The following is a 17,938-nucleotide window of genomic DNA, read 5'->3' as shown; positions in this document are numbered from 1 at the left end:
TGGCCGACGCAGATGCAGGGCATGAGCGGCAGCCGTGGCGGCCTCACCGTGATCACCGGTCCCAGTGGAGTTGGGAAGGGGACTCTGGTCAGCCGTCTTCTGGAACGTCACCCCTCGGTGTGGTTGTCGGTTTCCGCCACAACCCGTGCTCCCCGTGAGGGGGAACAGGACGGCGTCAACTACTTCTTCCACACCAGGGATCAATTCGATGCCCTTGTGACCCAGGGGGGACTGCTGGAATGGGCTGAATTCGCCGGCAACTGTTACGGCACCCCTCGCGCGCCTGTCGAGGAGCAGCTGGCGAGTGGCCGGGCGGTGCTGCTGGAGATCGAACTGGAGGGGGCCCGTCAGGTGCGGCGCAGTTTCCCGAGCGGGTTTCAGATCTTTCTGGCGCCGCCAAGCTTCTCGGAACTGGAACGTCGCATCCGTGGCCGCGGCACGGATGCAGAGGATGCCATTCGTCGTCGGCTGGCCAGAGCTGAGCAGGAGCTGAAGGCTCAGCATGAGTTCGATGCCGTGGTGATCAACGACGCTCTCGACACGGCTCTTGCCGAGCTGGAGCGACTGATGGGTCTCAGCTGACAGCAAAAAAGGGGCCCAGGGGCCCCTTCCGTAGGGATCTAGACGTCGATCAACCCAGAGGGTGGAAGAGGAGGTCAGGGAAGAATCGGTTCCACTCGATCAGGATTCCGGCGGTCAGCGTGAACCAGATGGCGGCGACGACAGGAGCGGTGGTGAGGAATTTCTGCATGAGTTCGGTAAGGGGTGGTGTCGGGATCTGAATCAGCGGGGGGAGACGGTGACCTTGTTGTCGTCCTCCAGCAGTTTTCCGCTGGTGAACTCGCCGAAGGCGGCCAGAGGCCAGGTGGCGGCGGCCAGAAGACTCTTGAGGGCGATGGAGAGATCGATCTGGATCTCATTCATGGCGGCGTTCTTGCCACGGGTGGCCTTCAGGTATTCCCGACCGGCCCAGCCGATGCAGCCAGCCACGTAGAGAAACATGATGCCGGGATAGACGAAGTCGCCTGCATGGCTCCAGCGTCCGTCAACGATCAGGTGGGGCAGGCCGTCTTCACCGCAGGAGGCCTGGCTGTACATCTCAAAGCGGGCCTTGGCCTGTGGGGTGTCGGCAGCAGCGGCTCGCTGCTGGAAGCGGGCGCTTTCTGAGCAGGGCGTCAGACCGGCCACATCCGCCTTGGCGACGGGGGCGAAGCCGAACACCAGGAGGGCCGAAAGCACAACGGCGAAGAGACGACGCATCGGATCGATTCCTGTGTGGTTAGTTGCCCAAGGGGGCAGGATGTCACTTGCGGACAGTAGGGGAGGGCCCTGACCACCATGACCTCGGTGCTGGCCCTCGAAACAAGTTGTGACGAGTCGGCCGCGGCGATCGTCACGCGGAGCGAGAACGGGGTTGTGGAGGTCCGTTCCTCTCGGATCGCCTCCCAGGTCGAGGAGCACGCGCAATGGGGTGGTGTCGTCCCTGAGATTGCATCGCGCCGCCACGTGGAAGCTCTGCCGCAGCTGATTGAAGCCGTTGTCTCCGACAGCGGGATCGGCTTCGATCAGCTCGACGCCGTGGCCGCGACGGTCACGCCCGGCCTGGCCGGAGCGCTGATGGTGGCTTCCGTCACCGGCCGCACCCTTGCGGCCCTACACGATCGCCCCTTCCTCGCCATCCATCACCTCGAGGGGCATCTGGCCTCCGTGCAGCTGAGTGAGCTGGCTCCGCGTCCCCCTTATCTGGTGTTGCTTGTCAGCGGAGGCCACACCGAGCTGATCCAGGTCGATCAGACAGGTGCCATGGACCGTCTGGCCCGCAGCCATGACGATGCGGCCGGTGAGGCCTTCGATAAGGTCGCCCGCCTGCTCGGGCTCGGATACCCCGGAGGACCTGCGATCCAGGAGCTGGCCACCGACGGTGACGCCTCCCGCTTCGCTCTGCCGAAGGGTCGTATCTCGCTTCCGGGAGGCGGGTTTCACCCCTACGACTTCTCCTTCAGCGGTCTGAAGACGGCGATGCTGCGCAGCGTGCAGACGCTTCGGGCATCGGGGGAACCTCTGCCGCTCGCCGATCTCGCCGCCAGCTTCGAGGCCGTGGTCGCTGATGTGCTGGTGGAACGCAGCCTGCGCTGTGCCCGGGATCACGGGCTTCAACGTCTTGTGATGGTCGGAGGGGTTGCCGCCAACCGTCGGCTTCGCCTGAAGATGCAGGAAAGGGCAAAGGCCGTCGGGGTTTCGGTCTCCATCGCTCCGCTGGCCTACTGCACCGACAACGCGGCGATGATCGGAGCCGCTGCGCTGGAGCGTCTGTCCAGGGGCCGGCGGTTCAGTTCTCCTGAGACCGGCGTTTCGGCCCGCTGGCCACTGCAGCGCGCCGATGAGCTCTACGGAGACGTGCCGGCTTTCTGAAGAATCCCCTTAAGGTGGCGCAAACGTTCCATCCCCATGGCGGAACAGACCGGCAACGCGACGCAGGAACCTGTCGGTTCCGATGAACTGAACGCCTGGCGTCGAGGTTTCACACCTCAGGCGGAGATCTGGAACGGTCGCCTCGCGATGATCGGTCTCTCGGCAGGCATCGCGGTGCTGCTGCTGGTGCGCCTGTTCGGAGCCTGATGGTTCAGCTGCGCCCTCGGAGGGCCTGAGCCAGTTCGTTCGGCCTGAGGCTCACGGCAACCGCCTGTTCAGCCTCCACCCGTCCTGCCTCGACCAGAACCTGCAGCGATTGATTGGTGGTCACCATTCCGTCGAACCCGCTGCGCTCCATGATTTCCTCGACTTCATCGAGAGCGCCCCGCTGGATGTAGTCCTTGCAGGCGTCTGTGTTGATCAGGATGTCGTGGTACGCCGCACGCTTGCCATCCGTGGTGCGGATCAGCCCCTGGGCAATCACCCCGAGCAACGACTCGGAGAGAGACCGACGAATGCTGTCCTGCTCTTCGGGCGGGAACATGCCCAGCACCCGTTCCACCGTCTTGACCGCCGAATTGGTGTGCAGAGTGCCGAACACCAGGTGACCGGTCTGGGAAGCCTCCAGAGCCGTGGAGAGGGTTTCCCGGTCGCGGATCTCGCCGACCAGGATCACGTCAGGGTCCTCCCTCAGCGCGGCCCGCAGGGCGTTGTGGAACTTCAGGGTGTGCAATCCCACCTCCCGATGCCGGATCAGTGATCTCCGGCTTTCGTGCACGAATTCCACGGGGTCCTCAATCGTGAGGATGTGACGGGTTTCGTTGCGATTGATCCAGTCGATCATCGCTGCCAGGGTCGTGCTCTTGCCGGACCCGGTGGGGCCGGTCACCAGGATCAGCCCCTTTGGACGCCCCGCCAGCTCCTGCAGGATCGCCGGCAGGTTCAGCTGCTCCATGGTGAGGATCGTCTGGGGGATCAGCCGCAGCACCATCGCCGGTCCCCGCAGTGAATCCAGCAGGTTGATCCTGACCCTCACGAACGGAAAGGCATGGGAGCCGTCGAATTCCTTCTCCCGGAAAAAGGCATCGATCTGCTGCGGCGAGAGGATCTCCCCCAGCCAGCGTTGAAACACGCTCTGATCGGTGACCGGCCAGTCTGTCTGCTGCATCTCGCCACGAGCCCGGTACCGGGGAGATTCCCCGACACCGAGATGCACATCGGAATGACCTTCCTCATGGGCCACTCGCACGATCGCTTCCAGGCTGGGGGATGCGTCCGTGGCTGCCGCCGGTGCGCTCGAGGTGACCGCAGGCCGCGGCGGGAAGCTGGGAGGAAAGACGGGCTGAGCCACGGCAACACCGTTCCGGTGTCTCAAGGATGCCGACAAACGCCCGTAAGATCCGCACGAACCGTCGACCGTCATGGCTGATCAGCCTCGGGTCACGATCGTTCTGGGCACCCGCCCGGAGGCGATCAAGCTGGCACCCGTGATCCGCACATTTCAGGCCTGCGAGGCTCTGCGCACCCGGGTGGTGCTCACCGGTCAGCATCGCGAGATGGTGACGCAGGTGATGGATCTGTTCGGTCTCAAGGCAGATCGTGATCTGGATCTGATGGCCCCCCGTCAGACGCTCACCCATGTGACCTGTGCTGCCCTGAACGGCCTGCGGGATGACTTCCAGGCATATCCGCCTCAGCTGGTGCTGGTGCAGGGGGATACAACGACGGCATTCGCTGCCGGACTGGCGGCCTTCTACGAGCAGATCCCCGTCGGTCACGTGGAAGCCGGCCTGCGCACCGACAACCTGCTCGACCCCTTCCCGGAGGAGGCGAACCGTCGACTGATCTCCCAGATCGCCAGCCTCCATTTCGCCCCGACGCCCAAGGCGGAGCTGAATCTGCAGGCCTCGGGTGTCGTGGGGCGCGTCAGTGTCACCGGGAACACGGTCATCGATGCACTGCTGCTGATGGCGGAATCGGCCCCCGATGTCTGTTTCGACGGGCTCGACTGGCAGACCCAGCGCGTGATCCTCGCCACGGTTCATCGACGGGAGAACTGGGGCGATCGCCTCAGGGACATCGCCAGCGGGATGCTTCAGGTGCTTGATCGCCATCCCGACACCGCCCTGCTGCTGCCGCTTCATCGCAATCCGACCGTGCGGGAACCACTGCGGGAGATGCTCGGGGATCATCCCCGCGTGGTGCTGACGGAGCCGCTGGATTACGACCGACTGGTGGCGGCCATGAGGGGCTGCACGCTGCTGCTCACTGACTCCGGAGGCCTGCAGGAGGAAGCGCCTGCTCTTGGCAAGCCGGTTCTGGTGCTGCGCCGGACCACGGAACGCCCCGAGGCGGTGGAAGCGGGAACGGCCCGCTTGGTTGGAACCGAGCCCTCCGCCATCCTGGAAGAGGCCTCCCGTCTCCTTGACGATGCCGATGCCTACGGAGCGATGTCGCGGGCGGTCAATCCCTTCGGGGACGGCCAGGCCAGCGTCAGAATCCTGTCTCTCTGCCGCGAGCATCTCGGCGTCTGAGGCGTTCATCAGCGACGACGGTCACTACAGATGGTGGCTTCGCAGGCGCTGGGAGCAGGGGGATGGCCTGTTGCTGTTCATCGGCCTGAATCCCTCGCGGGCAGATGGCCGCCGCGATGACCCCACCCTGCGGCGACTGATCGGTTTCGCCCGGGGGTGGGGCTACCGGGAGCTTCTGGTGCTCAACCTGTTCGCTCGGATCTCTCCATCGCCGGCGGCGCTGCGCCGCGTCCAGGATCCTGTCGGGGCCAGGAATGATGCCGTGCTGGAGCAGTGGTGCTCAGGCTGGACGCAGCGGCCTGAATGGGATCTCTGGTGCGGTTGGGGGGCCGGTGGATGCTGGCGGCACCGGGATCAGGCCGTGCGTTCCCTGTTGCTGCCCTGCATGGCGGAACGGCAGCGATGTCATCCGACGGCGTCGGGCCCGTTGACCATCGCTCTCACCCGGGGCGGTCATCCCCGCCATCCCCTCTATTCACCGTCCCAGGCTGTGCTCAAGCCGTTCGCCTGGGCAGAGGCCCAGATCATCCGTCATCCTGAGACCACCTCCGCGGTCCGACGACCTCGCTGATGCCCCGCAAACCCCGCCGCTACGCCGTGCATCTCCACCTGGTCGGCGGGCAGACCGAACGGGTCCACTTCCCCAAACTCGAGACCTTTCAGGAGTGGTACCAGGGCATCGTGAACGCGAGTGGTCAGGCCGGTTTCGTCAACGTTCCCATCAGTGATCTGGAGGGCGAGTATCTGGTGGTTCGTCCGGAAGCAGTGATCGGCGTCCGTGTTGAACCTCAGTTCTCCTCGGTCGATGACGCCTGAACGGCTTGGCCTGCTCTGGGGAGTGACCGTCTTCGCCGGCGCCGGGGCAAGGCTGCTGGCGGCTGTGTCCAAACTGCCTGGAGTGGTGCTGCTTCTGCTCTCCGGACTGCTGATCGGACGTTCCGGCCTCGGACTGGTGGAGCCGCTGGATCTGGGTTCCGGTCTGGGAACCGTGGTGGGGTTGCTGGTGAGCCTGGTGCTCTTCGATGGTGGACTCAACCTGCGTTTCCCTGGCGAGACGATCAAGACCACGGTGCAGCGGATCGCTGTTCTGCGCCTGCTGATCTCTCTGGGAGCGGGGCTCATGGCAGCCCACTGGCTGGCCGGATTGAACTGGTCAGTGGCTGCCGTGTTCAGTGCCATCGTCCTGGCCACAGGGCCGACGGTGGTGACGCCTCTGGTGCGTCAGATGCGTCTGGCCTCACCGCTCGGGGACATTCTCGAGGCAGAGGGTCTCGTTCTGGAGCCGATCGGAGCGGTGCTGGCGCTGCTGCTGCTGGAGCTGGTGCTGGGGGATCTGCACGGCTGGCGGGAGCTGGTGGTCGGTCTGCTGCTGCGCCTCGGCGGCGGGGTGCTGATCGGTGCCGGTGTCGGCTGGCTGCTCTCGGAGATGCTGCGCCGGCTGAAACCCGATCAGGCGTCCGGTCTGCCGTTGCAGCTCACGCTGGGGATGCTGTTCCTGATGTACGGCGTCAGTGAATGGTTGCTGCCGGAATCCGCTCTGCCGGCCTCCGTCGCTGCCGGCATCGTCGTGGGCCGACGGCCAGCCACGAACACTGCGGATCTGGATGTTCTGATCCAGGAGCTGGCCCAGCTGGCGATCACGATGCTGTTCCCCTTGCTGGCCGCAGACGTCTCCTGGGCGGAGTTGAGTCCTCTCGGCTGGGGCGGCATCAGCTGTGTCCTGGCCCTGATGCTGGTGGTGCGTCCGATCTCCGTGGGGGTGGCCACTGCCGGACTCCCTCTGAACGGTCGTCAGAGATTCTTCCTGGGCTGGCTTGCACCACGGGGCATCGTCACCGCGTCGGTGGCCTCGCTGTTCTCGATCCGCCTGGAACAGGCCGGGATCCTTGGGGCCGGCCGACTTCAGGGCCTTGTGTTCCTGACCATCCTGATGACGGTGGGTCTGCAGGGCTTGACGGCCCAGCCGCTTGCCCGGGCCCTTGGACTGATCGAGCCGGAGCCGGACGAACCCGTGGCCTCAGCTGAGACAGCGTTCAAGTCTGGGCAGGTCCTCGCCGATCCTGGCCAGTAGCGACCAGGTCGTGAGCAGATCAGGCCCCTGCAGGCGACCGAGCAGCGCGGCACGCAGGGATTTCATGATCACGCCCTTCTTCACGCCTGCAGCCTTGGCGGCGTCTGCGAGCAGGATCTGCCCCCGTGCCGGGTCATCCCCGTTCCAGGGGGAGGCGTGCAGAGCGTCCGCCAGGGCCTTGATCGCCGCTGCGGCCCCCTCCACCTCCAGCTGTTTCTCCGCATCAGCCTCCAGGCCAGGGCGTTCGAAGAAGGGGCGGGCCTGATCGACACCGTCCTCGATCAGGGTCAGGGACGGCCCCAGGAGGGTGCAGAGGTCAAGCCCCCAGTCGGCCGATGCGGGCAGCTGCCACCCGCGCTGCTCCCAGAGAGGCCTGAGGCAGCTGAGCAGCAGTTCGCTGCTCAGGCCATGCAGCACCTGGGCATTGAGCCAGTTGAGCTTGTCCCAGTCAAAGCGCGCGCCCGCCTTGTTGACCCGCTCGAAGCTGAACACCTCAGCAGCCTCCGGCAGGGTGAAGCGTTCCTCCATCCCTTCGGGCACGGACCAGCCCAGCAGGGTCATGTAGTTGGCGATCGCTTCAGGGGTGTAGCCCATCGCGCGGAAGTCGTTGATCGATGTCACACCGTCCCGCTTGGACAGCTTCCGGCCCTCCGCGTTGAGGATCAGCGGCGCGTGGGCGAAGGCCGGAACTGCCAGTCCCAGAGCCTGATAGAGCAGCAGCTGTTTGGCGGTGTTGGCGATGTGGTCTTCACCACGGATCACATGGGTGATGGCCATGGCGGCGTCATCGACAACCACGACGAGGTTGTAAAGAGGGTCGCCGATCTGATCCGCAGCAGCTCTGCGGGCGATCACCATGTCGCCGCCGAGGTCGGCTCCGCGCCAGCTCATCGGTCCTCGCACGAGATCCGTCCAGCGGATCTCCGCGGAGTCATCAATGCGAAAGCGGATGACGGCTTCCCGACCCTCAAGTTGGAAGGCCTCTTCCTGTTCCGGCGTGAGGTGCCGGTGACGGTTGTCATACCGAGGCGCTTGGTTGGCGGCCTTCTGGGCTTCCCGCATGGCCTCCAGCTCCTGCTCGCTGGCGTAACAGCGATAGGCGAGCCCCTGCTCGAGCAGGATCCGGATGGCGTCGCGATGCTGCTCCACCCGCTCGCTCTGGATCACGGGTTCCTCGTCCCAGTCGATGCCAAGCCACTGGAGGCCTTCGAGGATGTTCTGGGTGAATTCGGGTTTGGAGCGCTCCTTGTCGGTGTCCTCGATGCGAAGCAGGAAGCTGCCCTTCTGATTTCTGGCGAAAAGCCAGTTGAAAACTGCAGTTCTTGCCGTGCCGATGTGAAGCGTGCCCGTGGGGCTGGGGGCCAGACGAACGCGCACCATGGCGACACAGGATGGTGAGAACGGGACCGACGGGATTCGAACCCGCAACTTCCGCCGTGACAGGGCGGTGCTCTAACCGGTTGAACTACGGTCCCAGATCGGCCTCGGAACCGGAGCTCGCCCGGCGAAACCTGAACTGTGTCGCCTGCGCGACATCAGAAGTATCGACTGTCGGCATGCCCTCCGTCAACACGTTTCAGCACGCGAACGGAGTGTGTCAGCGAAGCCATGTCGACGCCGTTGCAACAGAAAAATCCCGATGGCACGGCCATCGGGATCATGCGTGTGAACGTTGTCGAGCAGACCTCAGGGCCTGAATCCAGCGGGCTCGATGAGGCGCACCTGGTTTCCACGGGCCGTGAATTCCCGACCCTGGTCGCTCTGCACGACCACACGACCACCTGACTTGACGCGGATGACGCGGGCACGGACCCAGCCGAGGGCGGCTGACTCGAGCACCTTCACAACATCACCTGGTTGAAGATCCAACTCCATGCTCAGAACCGGGAAACTGCACTGGGGGTCATCGGACGCGCCGTGGAGGACTCGAACCCCCGACATCAGGTTTTGGAGACCTGCGTTCTACCAACTGAACTAACGGCGCAAGGCGATGAACCCCCTGACCATCATCAATGTGATGGCGACTGGATTGAACGAGGTCGAAACCTCAGCGATCGAAGCGCTGCTTCACGCGGGTGGCCTTGCCCACCCGTTCCCGCAGATAGAAAAGCTTCGCCCTGCGTACTTTACCGCGCCGCTCAACTTTGATCGAGGCCACCTGGGGGCTGTGCAGCATGAAGACCCTTTCCACACCGATGCCCTGGAAGATCCTGCGCACGGTGATCGTTTCATTCATGCCGCCATGGCGCTTGGAGATCACCACCCCTTCGTAGGGCTGCACCCGCTCCTTGTTGCCCTCGCTGATGCGCACGCCCACCCGCACCGTGTCACCCACGTAGATGTCGGGAAGTTCCGCCTTCAGCTGGTCTGCCTCGAAACCGCGGATCAGCTCTTCCGGGCTGAGTCTGCGGGCTGGTGCCGCACTGGCTTCCGCCGGCGCCTCGGTGGTCACCACCTCTTCCGAGGTCTCTGTGCTCTCGTCCGCCACCGTCGTGTCCTTCGGATCGGCTGCCATCCCAGCTCCGCGTTGAATCGCCAAACAATCAGTGTACCTTCCGGCGCCATTGCCCGATCAGCATTCCTGCACCGGTCACCAGCATCCAGAGCAGACCGATGGCGTTGAGGAGGACCACCACCGGCTCCAGCGTCGCCCCGAGCCATTCACCTTCATGCAGAGCCATCAGCCAGTGCACCTGGTCGCGGCTGGCGCCGAACCAGTCCCGGGCCAGTCGATAGCTGACACCGGAGCACACGGTGATCAGCAGGGGCAGCACCACAAGGGGGGCGATGCGCCGATGCAGTTCGCGCACGCGCACAAGCAGGCTCATGACTGTCACCGCTTCAATCGCTGTTGATAGCGTGACGGATATGGAGTTGGGTGATGAACCTGTTCGCCGAATTGCTCAGCACCACGCAGACCTCCCGTGCCACCGCCACCGGTCCACGCATCCAGAAACGCCGGGGTGTGGAGATCAAATCGGCCCGGGAAGTGAAGATCATGCGCCAGGCCAGCAGCATCGTGGCCACCGTGCTCCGCGAAGTGATGGCGATGGTGGAGCCCGGCCAGACCACTGGCGATCTCGACGCCTTCGCCGAACGCCGCATCCGCGAGATGGGAGCCACCCCCAGCTTCAAGGGTTACCACGGGTTCCCCGCAAGCATCTGCGCCAGCATCAACAACGAAGTGGTGCATGGCATCCCCAGCCCCAAGAGGGTGATTCACAAGGGTGATCTGCTGAAGGTCGACACGGGTGCTTATTTCGAGGGTTACCACGGCGACAGCTGCGTCACGATCTGCGTCGGGGAGGCCTCTCCCGAGGCTCAGACCCTCAGTCGCGTCGCGCGGGAGTCTCTGATGGCCGGTCTCGGCCAGATCAAGGCCGGCAACACCCTTCTCGATATCGCAGGTGCCGTCGAAGATCACGTGAGGGCCAACGGTTTCAGCGTGGTGGAGGACTACACCGGCCACGGGGTCGGCAGGAATCTGCATGAAGAGCCTTCGGTGTTCAACTTCCGTACCGATGAACTGCCGAACCTCACCCTGCGGCCTGGCATGACCCTCGCGGTCGAGCCGATCCTCAACGCGGGCAGCAAGGTCTGCCGCACGCTCCGGGACCGCTGGACCGTGGTCACCCGCGACGGGTCGCTGTCCGCCCAGTGGGAGCACACGGTCCTCGTGACCAGTGATGGCTGCGAGATCCTCACGGACCGTGGCGACTGAGCGAACGGCTGTACACCCATCGCCCGAGTTCCGTCAGCGGCATCAGCACATAGGTCAACGGGTTCGGTGTGACGATCACCAGCCGCAGACCGAGACCGACCTGCATCAGCACCTGGCGCACCACGAACTCCGCTGACATCACGCCGATCGGGTTCAGCTCCGATCGGAATGGACCCAGCACCAGCTTGCGGATCACCAGATGCTCCCGCAGGTTCGGGTCGAGGTTGGCGCCGCGCAGGCTCACCAGCTGACCGATCAGGCGCTTGCTCAGCTCATAGGCGGGACTCACCGCCGGCTGGATTTCAGCCTCCGAGGTGTTCACCCACACTTCGCGGCGGTTCCCCCCTGCCGATGCCTTCGCGCAGGCTTCGAACCGCTGCATCAGTCTCCAGGCACTGAGGGCATTGACCTCGATCGCCCGGTTCAAGGTCTCCGGGTCCTGTGCACCCTGCGGATTGACGCCGTGATTGATGACAAGGATGTCCAGTGCAGCCAGGCAGTCATCAAGTGCCTTCTCCTCCCCGCACCGCCACACCACCCACTCGAAGTCAGGAGCGGATGCGGAGGATGAGCGCTCAGGACTGTGGGTGAGGCCGACCACATGGGCCCCACGGGCCTGGAGTTCCAGCCCCAGAGCTTGTCCAAGCCTGCCCCGGGCCCCGGTGATGCCGATGCGGCGTCCGCTCCAGCGCGTCTCGGATCGCAGGGTCTGGGCCATGGCATCAGCTTGGGGCATCCTTGGCTCATCAGTACGCAGATGGCGCCGCGATTGTCTGATGCCGCCCTGCTGGCACTGTTCGCTCCCTACTGCGGAGGCCTCTCCAGGGAACAGGACTTGCAGGAGGCCCTCCAGGTGCTGGCGGGTCGCCGTCTGGACGGCCTGCGTCCCGTTCACGGGGGGCGTGGTCATCGCTTCCGGTTGAGCTGGAGCGCCGTGCATGCGCCGCTGGAGATCGCGCACTGTGAACTGGCGTTCCCCGATCAGCCCGACATCACGTACCGCTTCGAGCTGCTCACCCATCAGCTCGTGGACTGGCTGATGGATCGTTCCGATTCCGGGGGGGCAGGCTCGGATCTGCCCGACAGCTTCTGGAGATGGTTGCTGACGGGTGCTGATCCTTCCGCAGCTGACGCCTAGATTCGATGCGGAAGGCGGATCGGCATCAGTTCATGGGAACGACTCTGTTGATCGGATCCTGTGAACCCTTCAGCGGCAAATCGGCCCTGGTGTTGGGCATCGCCCAGCAGCTGATTCAGTCCGGACTTCCGATCCGTTTTGGCAAGCCCCTGGCCACCAGCCTCGACTGGGACCCCGACAAGGGACCTCTGCCTCAGCCCCTGATCGACGATGACGTGCGTTTCGTCGGCGACACCCTGGGGCTGTCCTCCGATCGACTGATCTCCTCGCTCCATCTGCTGTCACCGACGACGGCCACCCTTCGTCTCGGTCAGGGTCAGCTGAACCCTGGTGAAGGATTCGACCAACTGCGTCAACAGGTCGCGAACGATCCAGGCCTGACCCTGCTGGAGTGCGCCGGGTCCCTGCAGGAAGGTCTGCTCTACGGACTGAGCCTGCCGCAGCTGGCCGAGGGTCTCGAAGCCAAGGTGGTGCTGGTGCATCTCTGGCAGGACAGCCGCAGCGTGGAGCCCTTGCTGGCGGCGAAACAGATCCTCGGCGACCGCCTGGTGGGAGTTGTGCTCAACGCCGTCACCCCTGATGAGGTGGAAAGCCTCGAGCGGCAGGTGGTGCCGGCTCTGGCGAATCTCGGCCTGGTGGTGTTTGGAGTCATGCCCCGCTCGCCGCTGCTGCGCAGCGTCACCGTCGGAGAACTGGTGCGACGTCTGGAGGCGCGGGTGATCTGCTGCGCCGATCGTCAGGAGCTGCTGGTGGAGACGCTGAGCATCGGCGCGATGAATGTGAATTCCGCCATGGAGTTCTTCCGGAGGCGCCGCAACATGGCGGTGGTGACCGGGGCTGACCGCACGGATATCCAGCTGGCGGCTCTCGAGGCCTCGACCCAGTGTCTGATTCTCACCGGTGCTGGAGAACCGTTGCCACAGCTGATCAGCCGGGCAGAAGAACTGGATGTTCCGCTGCTGAAGGTTGAGCACGACACGCTGGCGACGGTCGAGGTGATCGAGCAGGCCTTCGGCCATGTGCGGCTGCATGAAGCGGTGAAAGCCACCTATGCCTTCCGGCTCGTCGAGGAGCACTGCCGCCTGGATCGTCTGTTCGCAGCACTGAACCTGCAGGCAGCAACGGTTTGAACGTTGCTAGTTTCCGATGAGGACCGGTGGGTTGTCCTTGGGTCAGTCTCTAGATCTTCCTTCTCTTGATCGGGTGGACACCCTGGCTCAGGAGCTGGCGCTGCTGCAGGACAAGGGAAAGCGCCGCATCGCTGTGCTCGGCAGCCGCCATGTGCCGGTGGTTGCGATCCATCTGATCGAGCTTGTGGCGCGCTCCCTCGTACAGGAGGGGCATTCGCTGATCACGTCCGGCTCGCAGGGGGTCAATGCGGCCGTCATCCGTGGCGTTCTGGAGATCGAACCGTCCCAGCTCACGGTTCTGCTTCCCCAGAGCCTGGATCGTCAGCCGGTCGAAATCCGTGATCTGCTGGATCGGGTGCTGCACTTGATCGAGAAGCCCGAGCAGGATGATCTGCCGTTGCCGATGGCCAGCAGCCTCTGCAATCAGGAGATCATCAACCGCTGCGATCAGCTGATCTGTCTGGCCTTTCACGACAGTGAAACCCTTCTGGCCAGCTGTCGCACCGCCGAGGACATGGGCAAGGTGGTGAGTCTGCTCTATTTCGACTGATCAGTTGCTGATCAGCGCTTTCAGTCCCTCGCTGTAGAGAAGCCCGCTGCAGATGAGTCCGCTGGCCCAGCAGAGTCCACGCAGGGGCGGAACATTGCCGACATAAGCAGCGATGTAGGCCACCCGAAGCGCTGGGTGGGCGAAGGCGGCAACGATGGCAGCAGCGGGAAGCGCTCCGCTATGGAGGGAGCCGATCAGAGCCAGCAGCGCAGCCGGCGCATGCAGGGTGAACGCTTCAAAGCTGTTCTGATGAGCCCAGCTGGCCCGCTTCCCCCAGTCCGGGAAGCGTTCGAACATGGCGCGGGGAGCCGCCATGTCCTGGATCTCGAAGTCGGCAGCTGAGCGGGCAGCGCCCAGGGGAATCAGGCTGGCCAGCACCGTCCCTCCTGCGAGCACCAGGGACCAGGCGTAGGGCGCGGCATCCGTGGCGGTGAACAACTGCAGCAGCGACATGGAGAGCGGTCCCGTAACAGGAGGGTTTCTAAGCTGAAGAGTCGAGCAAACGCGAGCCATGGCCAGCACCTACTCCTTTGATGTGGTGTCCGATTTCGACCGGCAGGAGCTGGTGAACACCCTTGATCAGGTGCGTCGGGATGTGGGAACCCGCTACGACCTCAAGGATTCCAAGACCGAGATCGACCTCGAGGAGACCGAACTGGTGATCACCACCGCCAGTGATATGACGCTTCAGGCGGTGGAGGACGTGCTTCGCGCCAAGGCGACCAAGCGCAATCTTTCGCTGAAGATCTTCGACTTTCAGGACCCGGAGAGCGTCGGTGGCAACCGGGTCAAGCAGGTGGTGAAGCTTCGCAAGGGACTCAGCCAGGAGATCGCCAAGAAGCTGAGCAAGATCGTGCGCGATGAGCTGAAGAAGGTCACTGTGGCGATTCAGGGGGAAAGCGTTCGCATCACCGGCAAGAGCAAGGACGACCTCCAGGTGGCGATCCAGCTGGTGAAGAGCAAGGAGGATGAACTGGATGTCCCTCTGCAGTTCGAGAACTACCGCTGATCCCGATCACTTCGACGGGGTCTCAACGGCCGGCATCGCACCGCAGTACCGGCCGACGGATGGCATCCAGGCCAGCTCCAGCTCGGTTTCCTCATGCTCATCAAGGCTCCTGCCGATGGCCATGGCGGTTCGGCAGGCATCCCTTTGGTTCCCCTGCTGCTCCAGAACAGCAGCCATGGCCATGAAGTCCTGCCACGTGTCCGGGCCCAGCGTTGGCCCTGCTTTGACGGTGGGGATGATCAGAAACGTTCCCACCAACAGCAGGACGGCTCGCCGTCTTGATCTCAGATTGACTTGTGCCATGCTCCGGCCATGAGGCGGCTCACCTGGAACGAGTTTGATCAGGCTGTGCTCGTTCTGAGCAAGCGTTTTCAGGGACATCCTTTCACTGGTGTGCATGGGATTCCACGGGGTGGACTGTGTCTTGCGGTCGCCCTCAGCCACGCGCTGGAACTCCCGATGCTGTCCACCCCGGATTCGGCATGTCTGGTGGTGGATGAGGTCTATGAAACAGGGAAGACCCTGGCGGCGATGCGGCAGGAGCTGCCCGATGCAGTCTTCGCGGTCTGGGTCAGCAAGCAGCCAACGCAGTGGTGGGAGGCGGTGGAAGTCACGGATCGCGATGACTGGCTGGTGTTCCCTTGGGAGAACGCCGAGCGTGCCGGAGTGGACGAACAGGCCTATCGACAGGCTCGTGGACTGGTGTGATGGCGGCAAAGACCATTTACCTCGCCTCGCCGTATGGGTTCTCCGAACAGTGGAAGAGACTGCTGCTGCCGGAATTCATCCAGGCGCTTGAAGCCCTTGGGCTGGAGGTCTGGGAGCCCTTCGCCCGCAACGGTCAGGTGGATCTGGCGGAACCCGGCTGGGCCTATCGCGTGGCCCAGCGTGATGTTCAGGACGTGCGGGATGCCGATGCGCTGTTCGCCATCGTGAACGGAACGCCTCCCGATGAGGGGGTGATGGTGGAACTGGGCGTCGCAATCGCTCTCGGCAAGCCGATCTTTCTGTTCCGCGACGACTTCCGCCGCTGCACGGACTCCGAGCATTACCCGCTCAATCTGATGCTGTTCGCAGGCCTGCCGGAGCAGGACTGGCAGGCCCATGTTCACGAGAGCCTGGCGTCCATCGGCGATCCCTCCAAAGCCCTTGCACGCTGGGCCCGGAACGACGGATCTCTTTCAACGGCCGCTGTCAGCTGAGACGGAATCCCTGAGGGATCAACGCTGCAAGGCGGCGGCTTCCGACGCCGTCGATGTGGATCTCCGCATCGCTGGGCAGCAGTTCCAGCATCACCTGCCGGCAGGCTCCGCAGGGCATGCGCAGGGCTGCGGTGTCCGCCTGATCATCCGTTTCGTCGCTGGCATCGATGCAGCTCACCGCAAGGGATGTGGGCCGCTTTCCCTGGGCAAGAGCGCTCGTCAGAGCCACCCGTTCGGCGCAGATGCTCAACCCGTAGCTGGCGTTCTCCACGTTGCAGCCATCGACGACGCTGCCGTCAGCACAGAGAACCGCCGCACCCACCCGGAAATTGGAGTAGGGGCAATGGGCCCGCTGTGCTGCAGAGCGGGCGCGGATCAGCAGCTGTTCAGGATCGGTCAAGGCAGCGACCTGATGCTGTTTCATCCAGACGGGTGAAGGGTGTGTGCTGGCCGATCGCCACCAGCGTGGATCTGTTGCGGAGACTGAACCGCAGATCCGACCCGATGCTCAGATCGCCCTCCACGACGGCCTTGGCATCGCGGGGCTGCTGGTTGACGGCGGTGGCGACAGGGCCGATCAGGGCCTGGAATGACCAGCGGTAGCTGACGGTTCCGTCCTCTGCAACGACCCCATCCGGTGCCAGCAGGTCGTCGGCCAGCACAGAGAGCCTGCTCTCGATGACGTAGCGGGGTGAAACGTGAACAGCTCCCTCCCGATGCACCTCAAAGGTCTGGCCCTGCACCACACGCACCCCTGGGATGGGTCCGGGCGACCATCGGCTCTGGACGGCCTCGATGGTGCAGAGAAGCGGAGGAACCGCCGGAGTCGCCGCCAGAAGCATCGGAAGCGGTCAGGCAACAGCCGCGAAGCTCTCGCGGAATGCATTCAGGGTTGCGTCGATGTCTGCGTCGGAGTGGGCCAGGGATGTGAAGCCCGCTTCAAAGGCGCTGGGTGCCAGATAGACCCCGCGCTCGAGCATGGCGCGATGCAGCTTGCCGAATCGTTCGGAGTCGGTGGCCTTGGCTTCCTCGAAATTGCGGACAGGGCCTTCACAGAGGAAGAAGCCGAACATGGCGCTGACGCTTCCGCCGGTGATCGGCAGCCCGGCCTCGGCGGCGGCGGCTTTGATGCCGTTGATCAGGGTCTCCGTGGTGGCCGCGAGCTTCTCGTAGGTGCCTGGCTGGCGGAGCAGTTCGAGGGTCTTGATGCCCGCGGTCATCGCCAGAGGATTGCCGCTCAGCGTGCCGGCCTGATACATCGGCCCGGCCGGAGCGACCATCGCCATGATGTCGGCCCGGCCTCCGTAGGCACCGACGGGAAGGCCGCCGCCGATCACCTTGCCCATGGTGGTGAGGTCCGGCGTGACGCCGAAGTGGGCCTGCGCTCCTCCATAGCTGATCCGGAAGCCGGTCATGACCTCGTCGAACACCAGCAGGGCGCCGTGCTCCTTGGTGAGCTCCCGCAGCCCCTCCAGGAAGCCGGGCTCCGGCTGGATGAATCCGGCGTTGCCGACGATCGGCTCGAGGATCACCCCGGAGATGGCGTCAGGGTTCTCGGCGAACAGCTGTTTGACCGCCTCCAGATCGTTGTAAGGGGCGGTGAGGGTGTTGGCCGTGGTGCTGCGCGGCACTCCGGGGGAATCGGGCAGTCCGAGGGTCGCCACCCCCGAGCCCGCTTTCACCAGGAACATGTCCGCGTGGCCGTGGTAGCAACCTTCGAACTTGATCACCTTGTCCCGGCCTGTGAAGGCCCGCATCAGGCGGAGCACCGCCATGCAGGCTTCGGTGCCGCTGTTCACGAAGCGGACCATCTCCACGCTGGGGACGGCGTCGATCACCATCTCGGCGAGGGTGTTTTCCAGGGCGCAGGGAGCTCCGAAGCTGGTTCCCTTCTCGATCGCTTCCTGCAGGGCACTGATCACCTCGGGGTGGGCATGCCCGCAGATCGCCGGTCCCCAGCTGCCGATGTAGTCGATGTACTTGTTGCCATCCACGTCCCACGCATAGGGGCCCTTGACGCGATCGAACACGATCGGCTGTCCGCCCACGGACTTGAACGCACGCACCGGCGAGCTGACTCCACCGGGCATCAGGCCCTGGGCTTCGCCGAAGATGGCCTGGGAGCGGCTGGTGTTCAACACGGAAGTTGTCACGGGAACCGACGCCAAGAG

The 17,938-nt window shown here is 64.3% G+C and carries 27 protein-coding genes and 2 tRNA genes; 14 read left to right on the top strand and 15 right to left on the bottom strand.

Annotated elements, in window-relative coordinates; all coding sequences use genetic code 11:
- Positions 1 to 21: 21 nt before the first annotated feature.
- The gene (gene gmk, locus ACJ0G7_RS04085; protein WP_407395256.1) at positions 22 to 582 is read left to right on the top strand and encodes a guanylate kinase; all 561 of its coding nucleotides are present in this window, start codon (positions 22 to 24) and stop codon (positions 580 to 582) included.
- A 49-nt stretch (positions 583 to 631) separates the two neighbouring features.
- On the opposite strand, the gene psaJ is transcribed toward gmk, so the two are convergent.
- Complete coding sequence (gene psaJ / locus ACJ0G7_RS04080; RefSeq protein ID WP_043695460.1) at positions 632 to 751, bottom strand: photosystem I reaction center subunit IX; 120 nt, start codon at positions 749 to 751, stop codon at positions 632 to 634.
- Positions 752 to 783: 32 nt separating this feature from the next.
- Positions 784 to 1,260 (bottom strand): photosystem I reaction center subunit III, encoded by a 477-nt coding sequence (locus ACJ0G7_RS04075; RefSeq protein WP_043695463.1) that lies wholly within the window; start codon positions 1,258 to 1,260, stop codon positions 784 to 786.
- Between the two features lie 78 nt (positions 1,261 to 1,338).
- Between ACJ0G7_RS04075 and tsaD the strand changes: the two genes are divergently transcribed.
- Positions 1,339 to 2,412 carry a tRNA (adenosine(37)-N6)-threonylcarbamoyltransferase complex transferase subunit TsaD gene (gene tsaD / locus ACJ0G7_RS04070; RefSeq protein ID WP_407395255.1) on the top strand — a complete coding sequence of 358 codons (1,074 nt, stop codon included), beginning with the start codon at positions 1,339 to 1,341 and terminating at the stop codon, positions 2,410 to 2,412.
- Between the two features lie 36 nt (positions 2,413 to 2,448).
- Positions 2,449 to 2,619, top strand: a complete 171-nt coding sequence (locus tag ACJ0G7_RS04065) for a chlorophyll a/b-binding protein (protein ID WP_043695470.1) — start codon at positions 2,449 to 2,451, stop codon at positions 2,617 to 2,619.
- 4 nt (positions 2,620 to 2,623) lie between these two features.
- Here ACJ0G7_RS04065 and ACJ0G7_RS04060 read toward each other — a convergent pair whose 3' ends face one another.
- Positions 2,624 to 3,763, bottom strand: a complete 1,140-nt coding sequence (locus ACJ0G7_RS04060) for a type IV pilus twitching motility protein PilT (protein WP_407395254.1) — start codon at positions 3,761 to 3,763, stop codon at positions 2,624 to 2,626.
- A 70-nt stretch (positions 3,764 to 3,833) separates the two neighbouring features.
- Here ACJ0G7_RS04060 and wecB point away from each other — a divergent pair, with 70 nt between their 5' ends.
- From wecB to ACJ0G7_RS04040, 4 genes are read left to right on the top strand one after another with little or no spacing between them, the layout of a single operon-like run.
- Positions 3,834 to 4,946 (top strand): non-hydrolyzing UDP-N-acetylglucosamine 2-epimerase, encoded by a 1,113-nt coding sequence (gene wecB, locus ACJ0G7_RS04055; RefSeq protein ID WP_043695476.1) that lies wholly within the window; start codon positions 3,834 to 3,836, stop codon positions 4,944 to 4,946.
- Complete coding sequence (locus ACJ0G7_RS04050) at positions 4,849 to 5,517, top strand: DUF1643 domain-containing protein (protein ID WP_084188039.1); 669 nt, start codon at positions 4,849 to 4,851, stop codon at positions 5,515 to 5,517. Before wecB ends, ACJ0G7_RS04050 begins: the two co-directional genes overlap by 98 nt.
- Positions 5,517 to 5,762: a hypothetical protein gene (locus tag ACJ0G7_RS04045; RefSeq protein WP_043695479.1), complete on the top strand. Its 246-nt coding sequence runs from the start codon at positions 5,517 to 5,519 to the stop codon at positions 5,760 to 5,762. Before ACJ0G7_RS04050 ends, ACJ0G7_RS04045 begins: the two co-directional genes overlap by 1 nt.
- Entirely contained in the window at positions 5,752 to 7,017 is a 1,266-nt protein-coding gene (locus ACJ0G7_RS04040; RefSeq protein ID WP_407395253.1) for a cation:proton antiporter, read from the top strand. The genes ACJ0G7_RS04045 and ACJ0G7_RS04040 overlap by 11 nt, the downstream gene beginning before the upstream one ends.
- On the opposite strand, the gene gltX is transcribed toward ACJ0G7_RS04040, so the two are convergent.
- The 6 genes from gltX to ACJ0G7_RS04010 form a co-directional block, all read right to left on the bottom strand.
- Entirely contained in the window at positions 6,964 to 8,397 is a 1,434-nt protein-coding gene (gene gltX / locus ACJ0G7_RS04035) for a glutamate--tRNA ligase (RefSeq protein ID WP_043695485.1), read from the bottom strand. The genes ACJ0G7_RS04040 and gltX overlap by 54 nt on opposite strands.
- Before the next feature lie 21 nt (positions 8,398 to 8,418).
- Positions 8,419 to 8,492, bottom strand: a tRNA-Asp gene (locus ACJ0G7_RS04030).
- Positions 8,493 to 8,703: 211 nt separating this feature from the next.
- Positions 8,704 to 8,892 carry a hyperconserved protein Hcp gene (locus ACJ0G7_RS04025; RefSeq protein ID WP_006043540.1) on the bottom strand — a complete coding sequence of 63 codons (189 nt, stop codon included), beginning with the start codon at positions 8,890 to 8,892 and terminating at the stop codon, positions 8,704 to 8,706.
- A gap of 36 nt (positions 8,893 to 8,928) precedes the next feature.
- A tRNA-Trp gene (locus ACJ0G7_RS04020) sits at positions 8,929 to 9,001 on the bottom strand.
- A 63-nt stretch (positions 9,002 to 9,064) separates the two neighbouring features.
- Positions 9,065 to 9,532 carry a 50S ribosomal protein L19 gene (rplS, locus tag ACJ0G7_RS04015; RefSeq protein ID WP_043695488.1) on the bottom strand — a complete coding sequence of 156 codons (468 nt, stop codon included), beginning with the start codon at positions 9,530 to 9,532 and terminating at the stop codon, positions 9,065 to 9,067.
- A 28-nt stretch (positions 9,533 to 9,560) separates the two neighbouring features.
- Positions 9,561 to 9,845 (bottom strand): hypothetical protein, encoded by a 285-nt coding sequence (locus ACJ0G7_RS04010; RefSeq protein WP_043695490.1) that lies wholly within the window; start codon positions 9,843 to 9,845, stop codon positions 9,561 to 9,563.
- Between the two features lie 53 nt (positions 9,846 to 9,898).
- Between ACJ0G7_RS04010 and map the strand changes: the two genes are divergently transcribed.
- Entirely contained in the window at positions 9,899 to 10,738 is an 840-nt protein-coding gene (gene map, locus ACJ0G7_RS04005) for a type I methionyl aminopeptidase (protein ID WP_043695492.1), read from the top strand.
- Here the strand turns inward: map and ACJ0G7_RS04000 are convergent.
- A complete protein-coding gene (locus tag ACJ0G7_RS04000; RefSeq protein ID WP_043695496.1) occupies positions 10,719 to 11,474 on the bottom strand; it encodes an SDR family oxidoreductase in 756 nt (251 codons plus the stop codon). The genes map and ACJ0G7_RS04000 overlap by 20 nt on opposite strands.
- Before the next feature lie 33 nt (positions 11,475 to 11,507).
- Between ACJ0G7_RS04000 and ebsA the strand changes: the two genes are divergently transcribed.
- The 3 genes from ebsA to ACJ0G7_RS03985 are packed head-to-tail and all read left to right on the top strand — an operon-like array spanning position 11,508 to position 13,556.
- On the top strand, positions 11,508 to 11,876 hold the full coding sequence (gene ebsA / locus ACJ0G7_RS03995) for a type IV pilus biogenesis protein EbsA (RefSeq protein ID WP_407395252.1): 369 nt from the start codon (positions 11,508 to 11,510) through the stop codon (positions 11,874 to 11,876).
- A 32-nt stretch (positions 11,877 to 11,908) separates the two neighbouring features.
- A complete protein-coding gene (locus ACJ0G7_RS03990) occupies positions 11,909 to 13,006 on the top strand; it encodes a phosphotransacetylase family protein (protein WP_043695502.1) in 1,098 nt (365 codons plus the stop codon).
- A gap of 16 nt (positions 13,007 to 13,022) precedes the next feature.
- Entirely contained in the window at positions 13,023 to 13,556 is a 534-nt protein-coding gene (locus tag ACJ0G7_RS03985; protein ID WP_043695505.1) for a DNA recombination-mediator protein A, read from the top strand.
- Here ACJ0G7_RS03985 and ACJ0G7_RS03980 read toward each other — a convergent pair whose 3' ends face one another.
- Positions 13,557 to 14,009: an MAPEG family protein gene (locus ACJ0G7_RS03980; RefSeq protein WP_043695508.1), complete on the bottom strand. Its 453-nt coding sequence runs from the start codon at positions 14,007 to 14,009 to the stop codon at positions 13,557 to 13,559.
- 58 nt (positions 14,010 to 14,067) lie between these two features.
- Here ACJ0G7_RS03980 and ACJ0G7_RS03975 point away from each other — a divergent pair, with 58 nt between their 5' ends.
- Complete coding sequence (locus ACJ0G7_RS03975) at positions 14,068 to 14,565, top strand: YajQ family cyclic di-GMP-binding protein (protein WP_043695511.1); 498 nt, start codon at positions 14,068 to 14,070, stop codon at positions 14,563 to 14,565.
- Between the two features lie 6 nt (positions 14,566 to 14,571).
- Here the strand turns inward: ACJ0G7_RS03975 and ACJ0G7_RS03970 are convergent, their stop codons facing one another.
- Positions 14,572 to 14,820, bottom strand: a complete 249-nt coding sequence (locus tag ACJ0G7_RS03970; RefSeq protein ID WP_156957188.1) for a hypothetical protein — start codon at positions 14,818 to 14,820, stop codon at positions 14,572 to 14,574.
- A 57-nt stretch (positions 14,821 to 14,877) separates the two neighbouring features.
- Here ACJ0G7_RS03970 and ACJ0G7_RS03965 point away from each other — a divergent pair, with 57 nt between their 5' ends.
- On the top strand, positions 14,878 to 15,273 hold the full coding sequence (locus tag ACJ0G7_RS03965) for a phosphoribosyltransferase (RefSeq protein ID WP_407395251.1): 396 nt from the start codon (positions 14,878 to 14,880) through the stop codon (positions 15,271 to 15,273).
- Positions 15,273 to 15,767 (top strand): nucleoside 2-deoxyribosyltransferase, encoded by a 495-nt coding sequence (locus ACJ0G7_RS03960; protein WP_407395250.1) that lies wholly within the window; start codon positions 15,273 to 15,275, stop codon positions 15,765 to 15,767. The genes ACJ0G7_RS03965 and ACJ0G7_RS03960 overlap by 1 nt, the downstream gene beginning before the upstream one ends.
- On the opposite strand, the gene ACJ0G7_RS03955 is transcribed toward ACJ0G7_RS03960, so the two are convergent.
- Genes ACJ0G7_RS03955 through hemL form a run of 3 tightly spaced genes read right to left on the bottom strand, consistent with a single transcriptional unit; the run spans position 15,760 to position 17,920 of the window.
- Positions 15,760 to 16,167: a cytidine deaminase gene (locus ACJ0G7_RS03955; RefSeq protein ID WP_253912760.1), complete on the bottom strand. Its 408-nt coding sequence runs from the start codon at positions 16,165 to 16,167 to the stop codon at positions 15,760 to 15,762. The genes ACJ0G7_RS03960 and ACJ0G7_RS03955 overlap by 8 nt on opposite strands.
- Positions 16,154 to 16,609 carry a hypothetical protein gene (locus tag ACJ0G7_RS03950; RefSeq protein WP_407395249.1) on the bottom strand — a complete coding sequence of 152 codons (456 nt, stop codon included), beginning with the start codon at positions 16,607 to 16,609 and terminating at the stop codon, positions 16,154 to 16,156. Before ACJ0G7_RS03950 ends, ACJ0G7_RS03955 begins: the two co-directional genes overlap by 14 nt.
- A gap of 9 nt (positions 16,610 to 16,618) precedes the next feature.
- Complete coding sequence (gene hemL / locus ACJ0G7_RS03945; RefSeq protein WP_043695529.1) at positions 16,619 to 17,920, bottom strand: glutamate-1-semialdehyde 2,1-aminomutase; 1,302 nt, start codon at positions 17,918 to 17,920, stop codon at positions 16,619 to 16,621.
- Positions 17,921 to 17,938 lie beyond the last annotated feature (18 nt).

The sequence above is a fragment of the Parasynechococcus sp. genome (assembly GCF_045559935.1).
Taxonomy (GTDB): Bacteria; Cyanobacteriota; Cyanobacteriia; order PCC-6307; family Cyanobiaceae; genus Parasynechococcus.
This window is presented reverse-complemented; position numbering and strand designations above follow the sequence as displayed.

Excerpts from the sequence above, each read along its gene's own strand:
- gmk (WP_407395256.1), top strand. The coding sequence starts at position 22 with ATGAGCGGCAGCCGTGGCGGCCTCACCGTGATCACCGGTCCCAGTGGA.
- psaJ (WP_043695460.1), bottom strand. The coding sequence starts at position 751 with ATGCAGAAATTCCTCACCACCGCTCCTGTCGTCGCCGCCATCTGGTTC.
- ACJ0G7_RS04075 (WP_043695463.1), bottom strand. The coding sequence starts at position 1,260 with ATGCGTCGTCTCTTCGCCGTTGTGCTTTCGGCCCTCCTGGTGTTCGGC.
- tsaD (WP_407395255.1), top strand. The coding sequence starts at position 1,339 with ATGACCTCGGTGCTGGCCCTCGAAACAAGTTGTGACGAGTCGGCCGCG.
- ACJ0G7_RS04065 (WP_043695470.1), top strand. The coding sequence starts at position 2,449 with ATGGCGGAACAGACCGGCAACGCGACGCAGGAACCTGTCGGTTCCGAT.
- wecB (WP_043695476.1), top strand. The coding sequence starts at position 3,834 with ATGGCTGATCAGCCTCGGGTCACGATCGTTCTGGGCACCCGCCCGGAG.
- ACJ0G7_RS04050 (WP_084188039.1), top strand. The coding sequence starts at position 4,849 with ATGCCTACGGAGCGATGTCGCGGGCGGTCAATCCCTTCGGGGACGGCC.
- ACJ0G7_RS04045 (WP_043695479.1), top strand. The coding sequence starts at position 5,517 with ATGCCCCGCAAACCCCGCCGCTACGCCGTGCATCTCCACCTGGTCGGC.
- ACJ0G7_RS04040 (WP_407395253.1), top strand. The coding sequence starts at position 5,752 with ATGACGCCTGAACGGCTTGGCCTGCTCTGGGGAGTGACCGTCTTCGCC.
- gltX (WP_043695485.1), bottom strand. The coding sequence starts at position 8,397 with ATGGTGCGCGTTCGTCTGGCCCCCAGCCCCACGGGCACGCTTCACATC.
- ACJ0G7_RS04025 (WP_006043540.1), bottom strand. The coding sequence starts at position 8,892 with ATGGAGTTGGATCTTCAACCAGGTGATGTTGTGAAGGTGCTCGAGTCA.
- rplS (WP_043695488.1), bottom strand. The coding sequence starts at position 9,532 with ATGGCAGCCGATCCGAAGGACACGACGGTGGCGGACGAGAGCACAGAG.
- ACJ0G7_RS04010 (WP_043695490.1), bottom strand. The coding sequence starts at position 9,845 with ATGAGCCTGCTTGTGCGCGTGCGCGAACTGCATCGGCGCATCGCCCCC.
- map (WP_043695492.1), top strand. The coding sequence starts at position 9,899 with ATGAACCTGTTCGCCGAATTGCTCAGCACCACGCAGACCTCCCGTGCC.
- ACJ0G7_RS04000 (WP_043695496.1), bottom strand. The coding sequence starts at position 11,474 with ATGCCCCAAGCTGATGCCATGGCCCAGACCCTGCGATCCGAGACGCGC.
- ACJ0G7_RS03990 (WP_043695502.1), top strand. The coding sequence starts at position 11,909 with ATGGGAACGACTCTGTTGATCGGATCCTGTGAACCCTTCAGCGGCAAA.
- ACJ0G7_RS03985 (WP_043695505.1), top strand. The coding sequence starts at position 13,023 with ATGAGGACCGGTGGGTTGTCCTTGGGTCAGTCTCTAGATCTTCCTTCT.
- ACJ0G7_RS03980 (WP_043695508.1), bottom strand. The coding sequence starts at position 14,009 with ATGTCGCTGCTGCAGTTGTTCACCGCCACGGATGCCGCGCCCTACGCC.
- ACJ0G7_RS03975 (WP_043695511.1), top strand. The coding sequence starts at position 14,068 with ATGGCCAGCACCTACTCCTTTGATGTGGTGTCCGATTTCGACCGGCAG.
- ACJ0G7_RS03965 (WP_407395251.1), top strand. The coding sequence starts at position 14,878 with ATGAGGCGGCTCACCTGGAACGAGTTTGATCAGGCTGTGCTCGTTCTG.
- ACJ0G7_RS03960 (WP_407395250.1), top strand. The coding sequence starts at position 15,273 with ATGGCGGCAAAGACCATTTACCTCGCCTCGCCGTATGGGTTCTCCGAA.
- ACJ0G7_RS03950 (WP_407395249.1), bottom strand. The coding sequence starts at position 16,609 with ATGCTTCTGGCGGCGACTCCGGCGGTTCCTCCGCTTCTCTGCACCATC.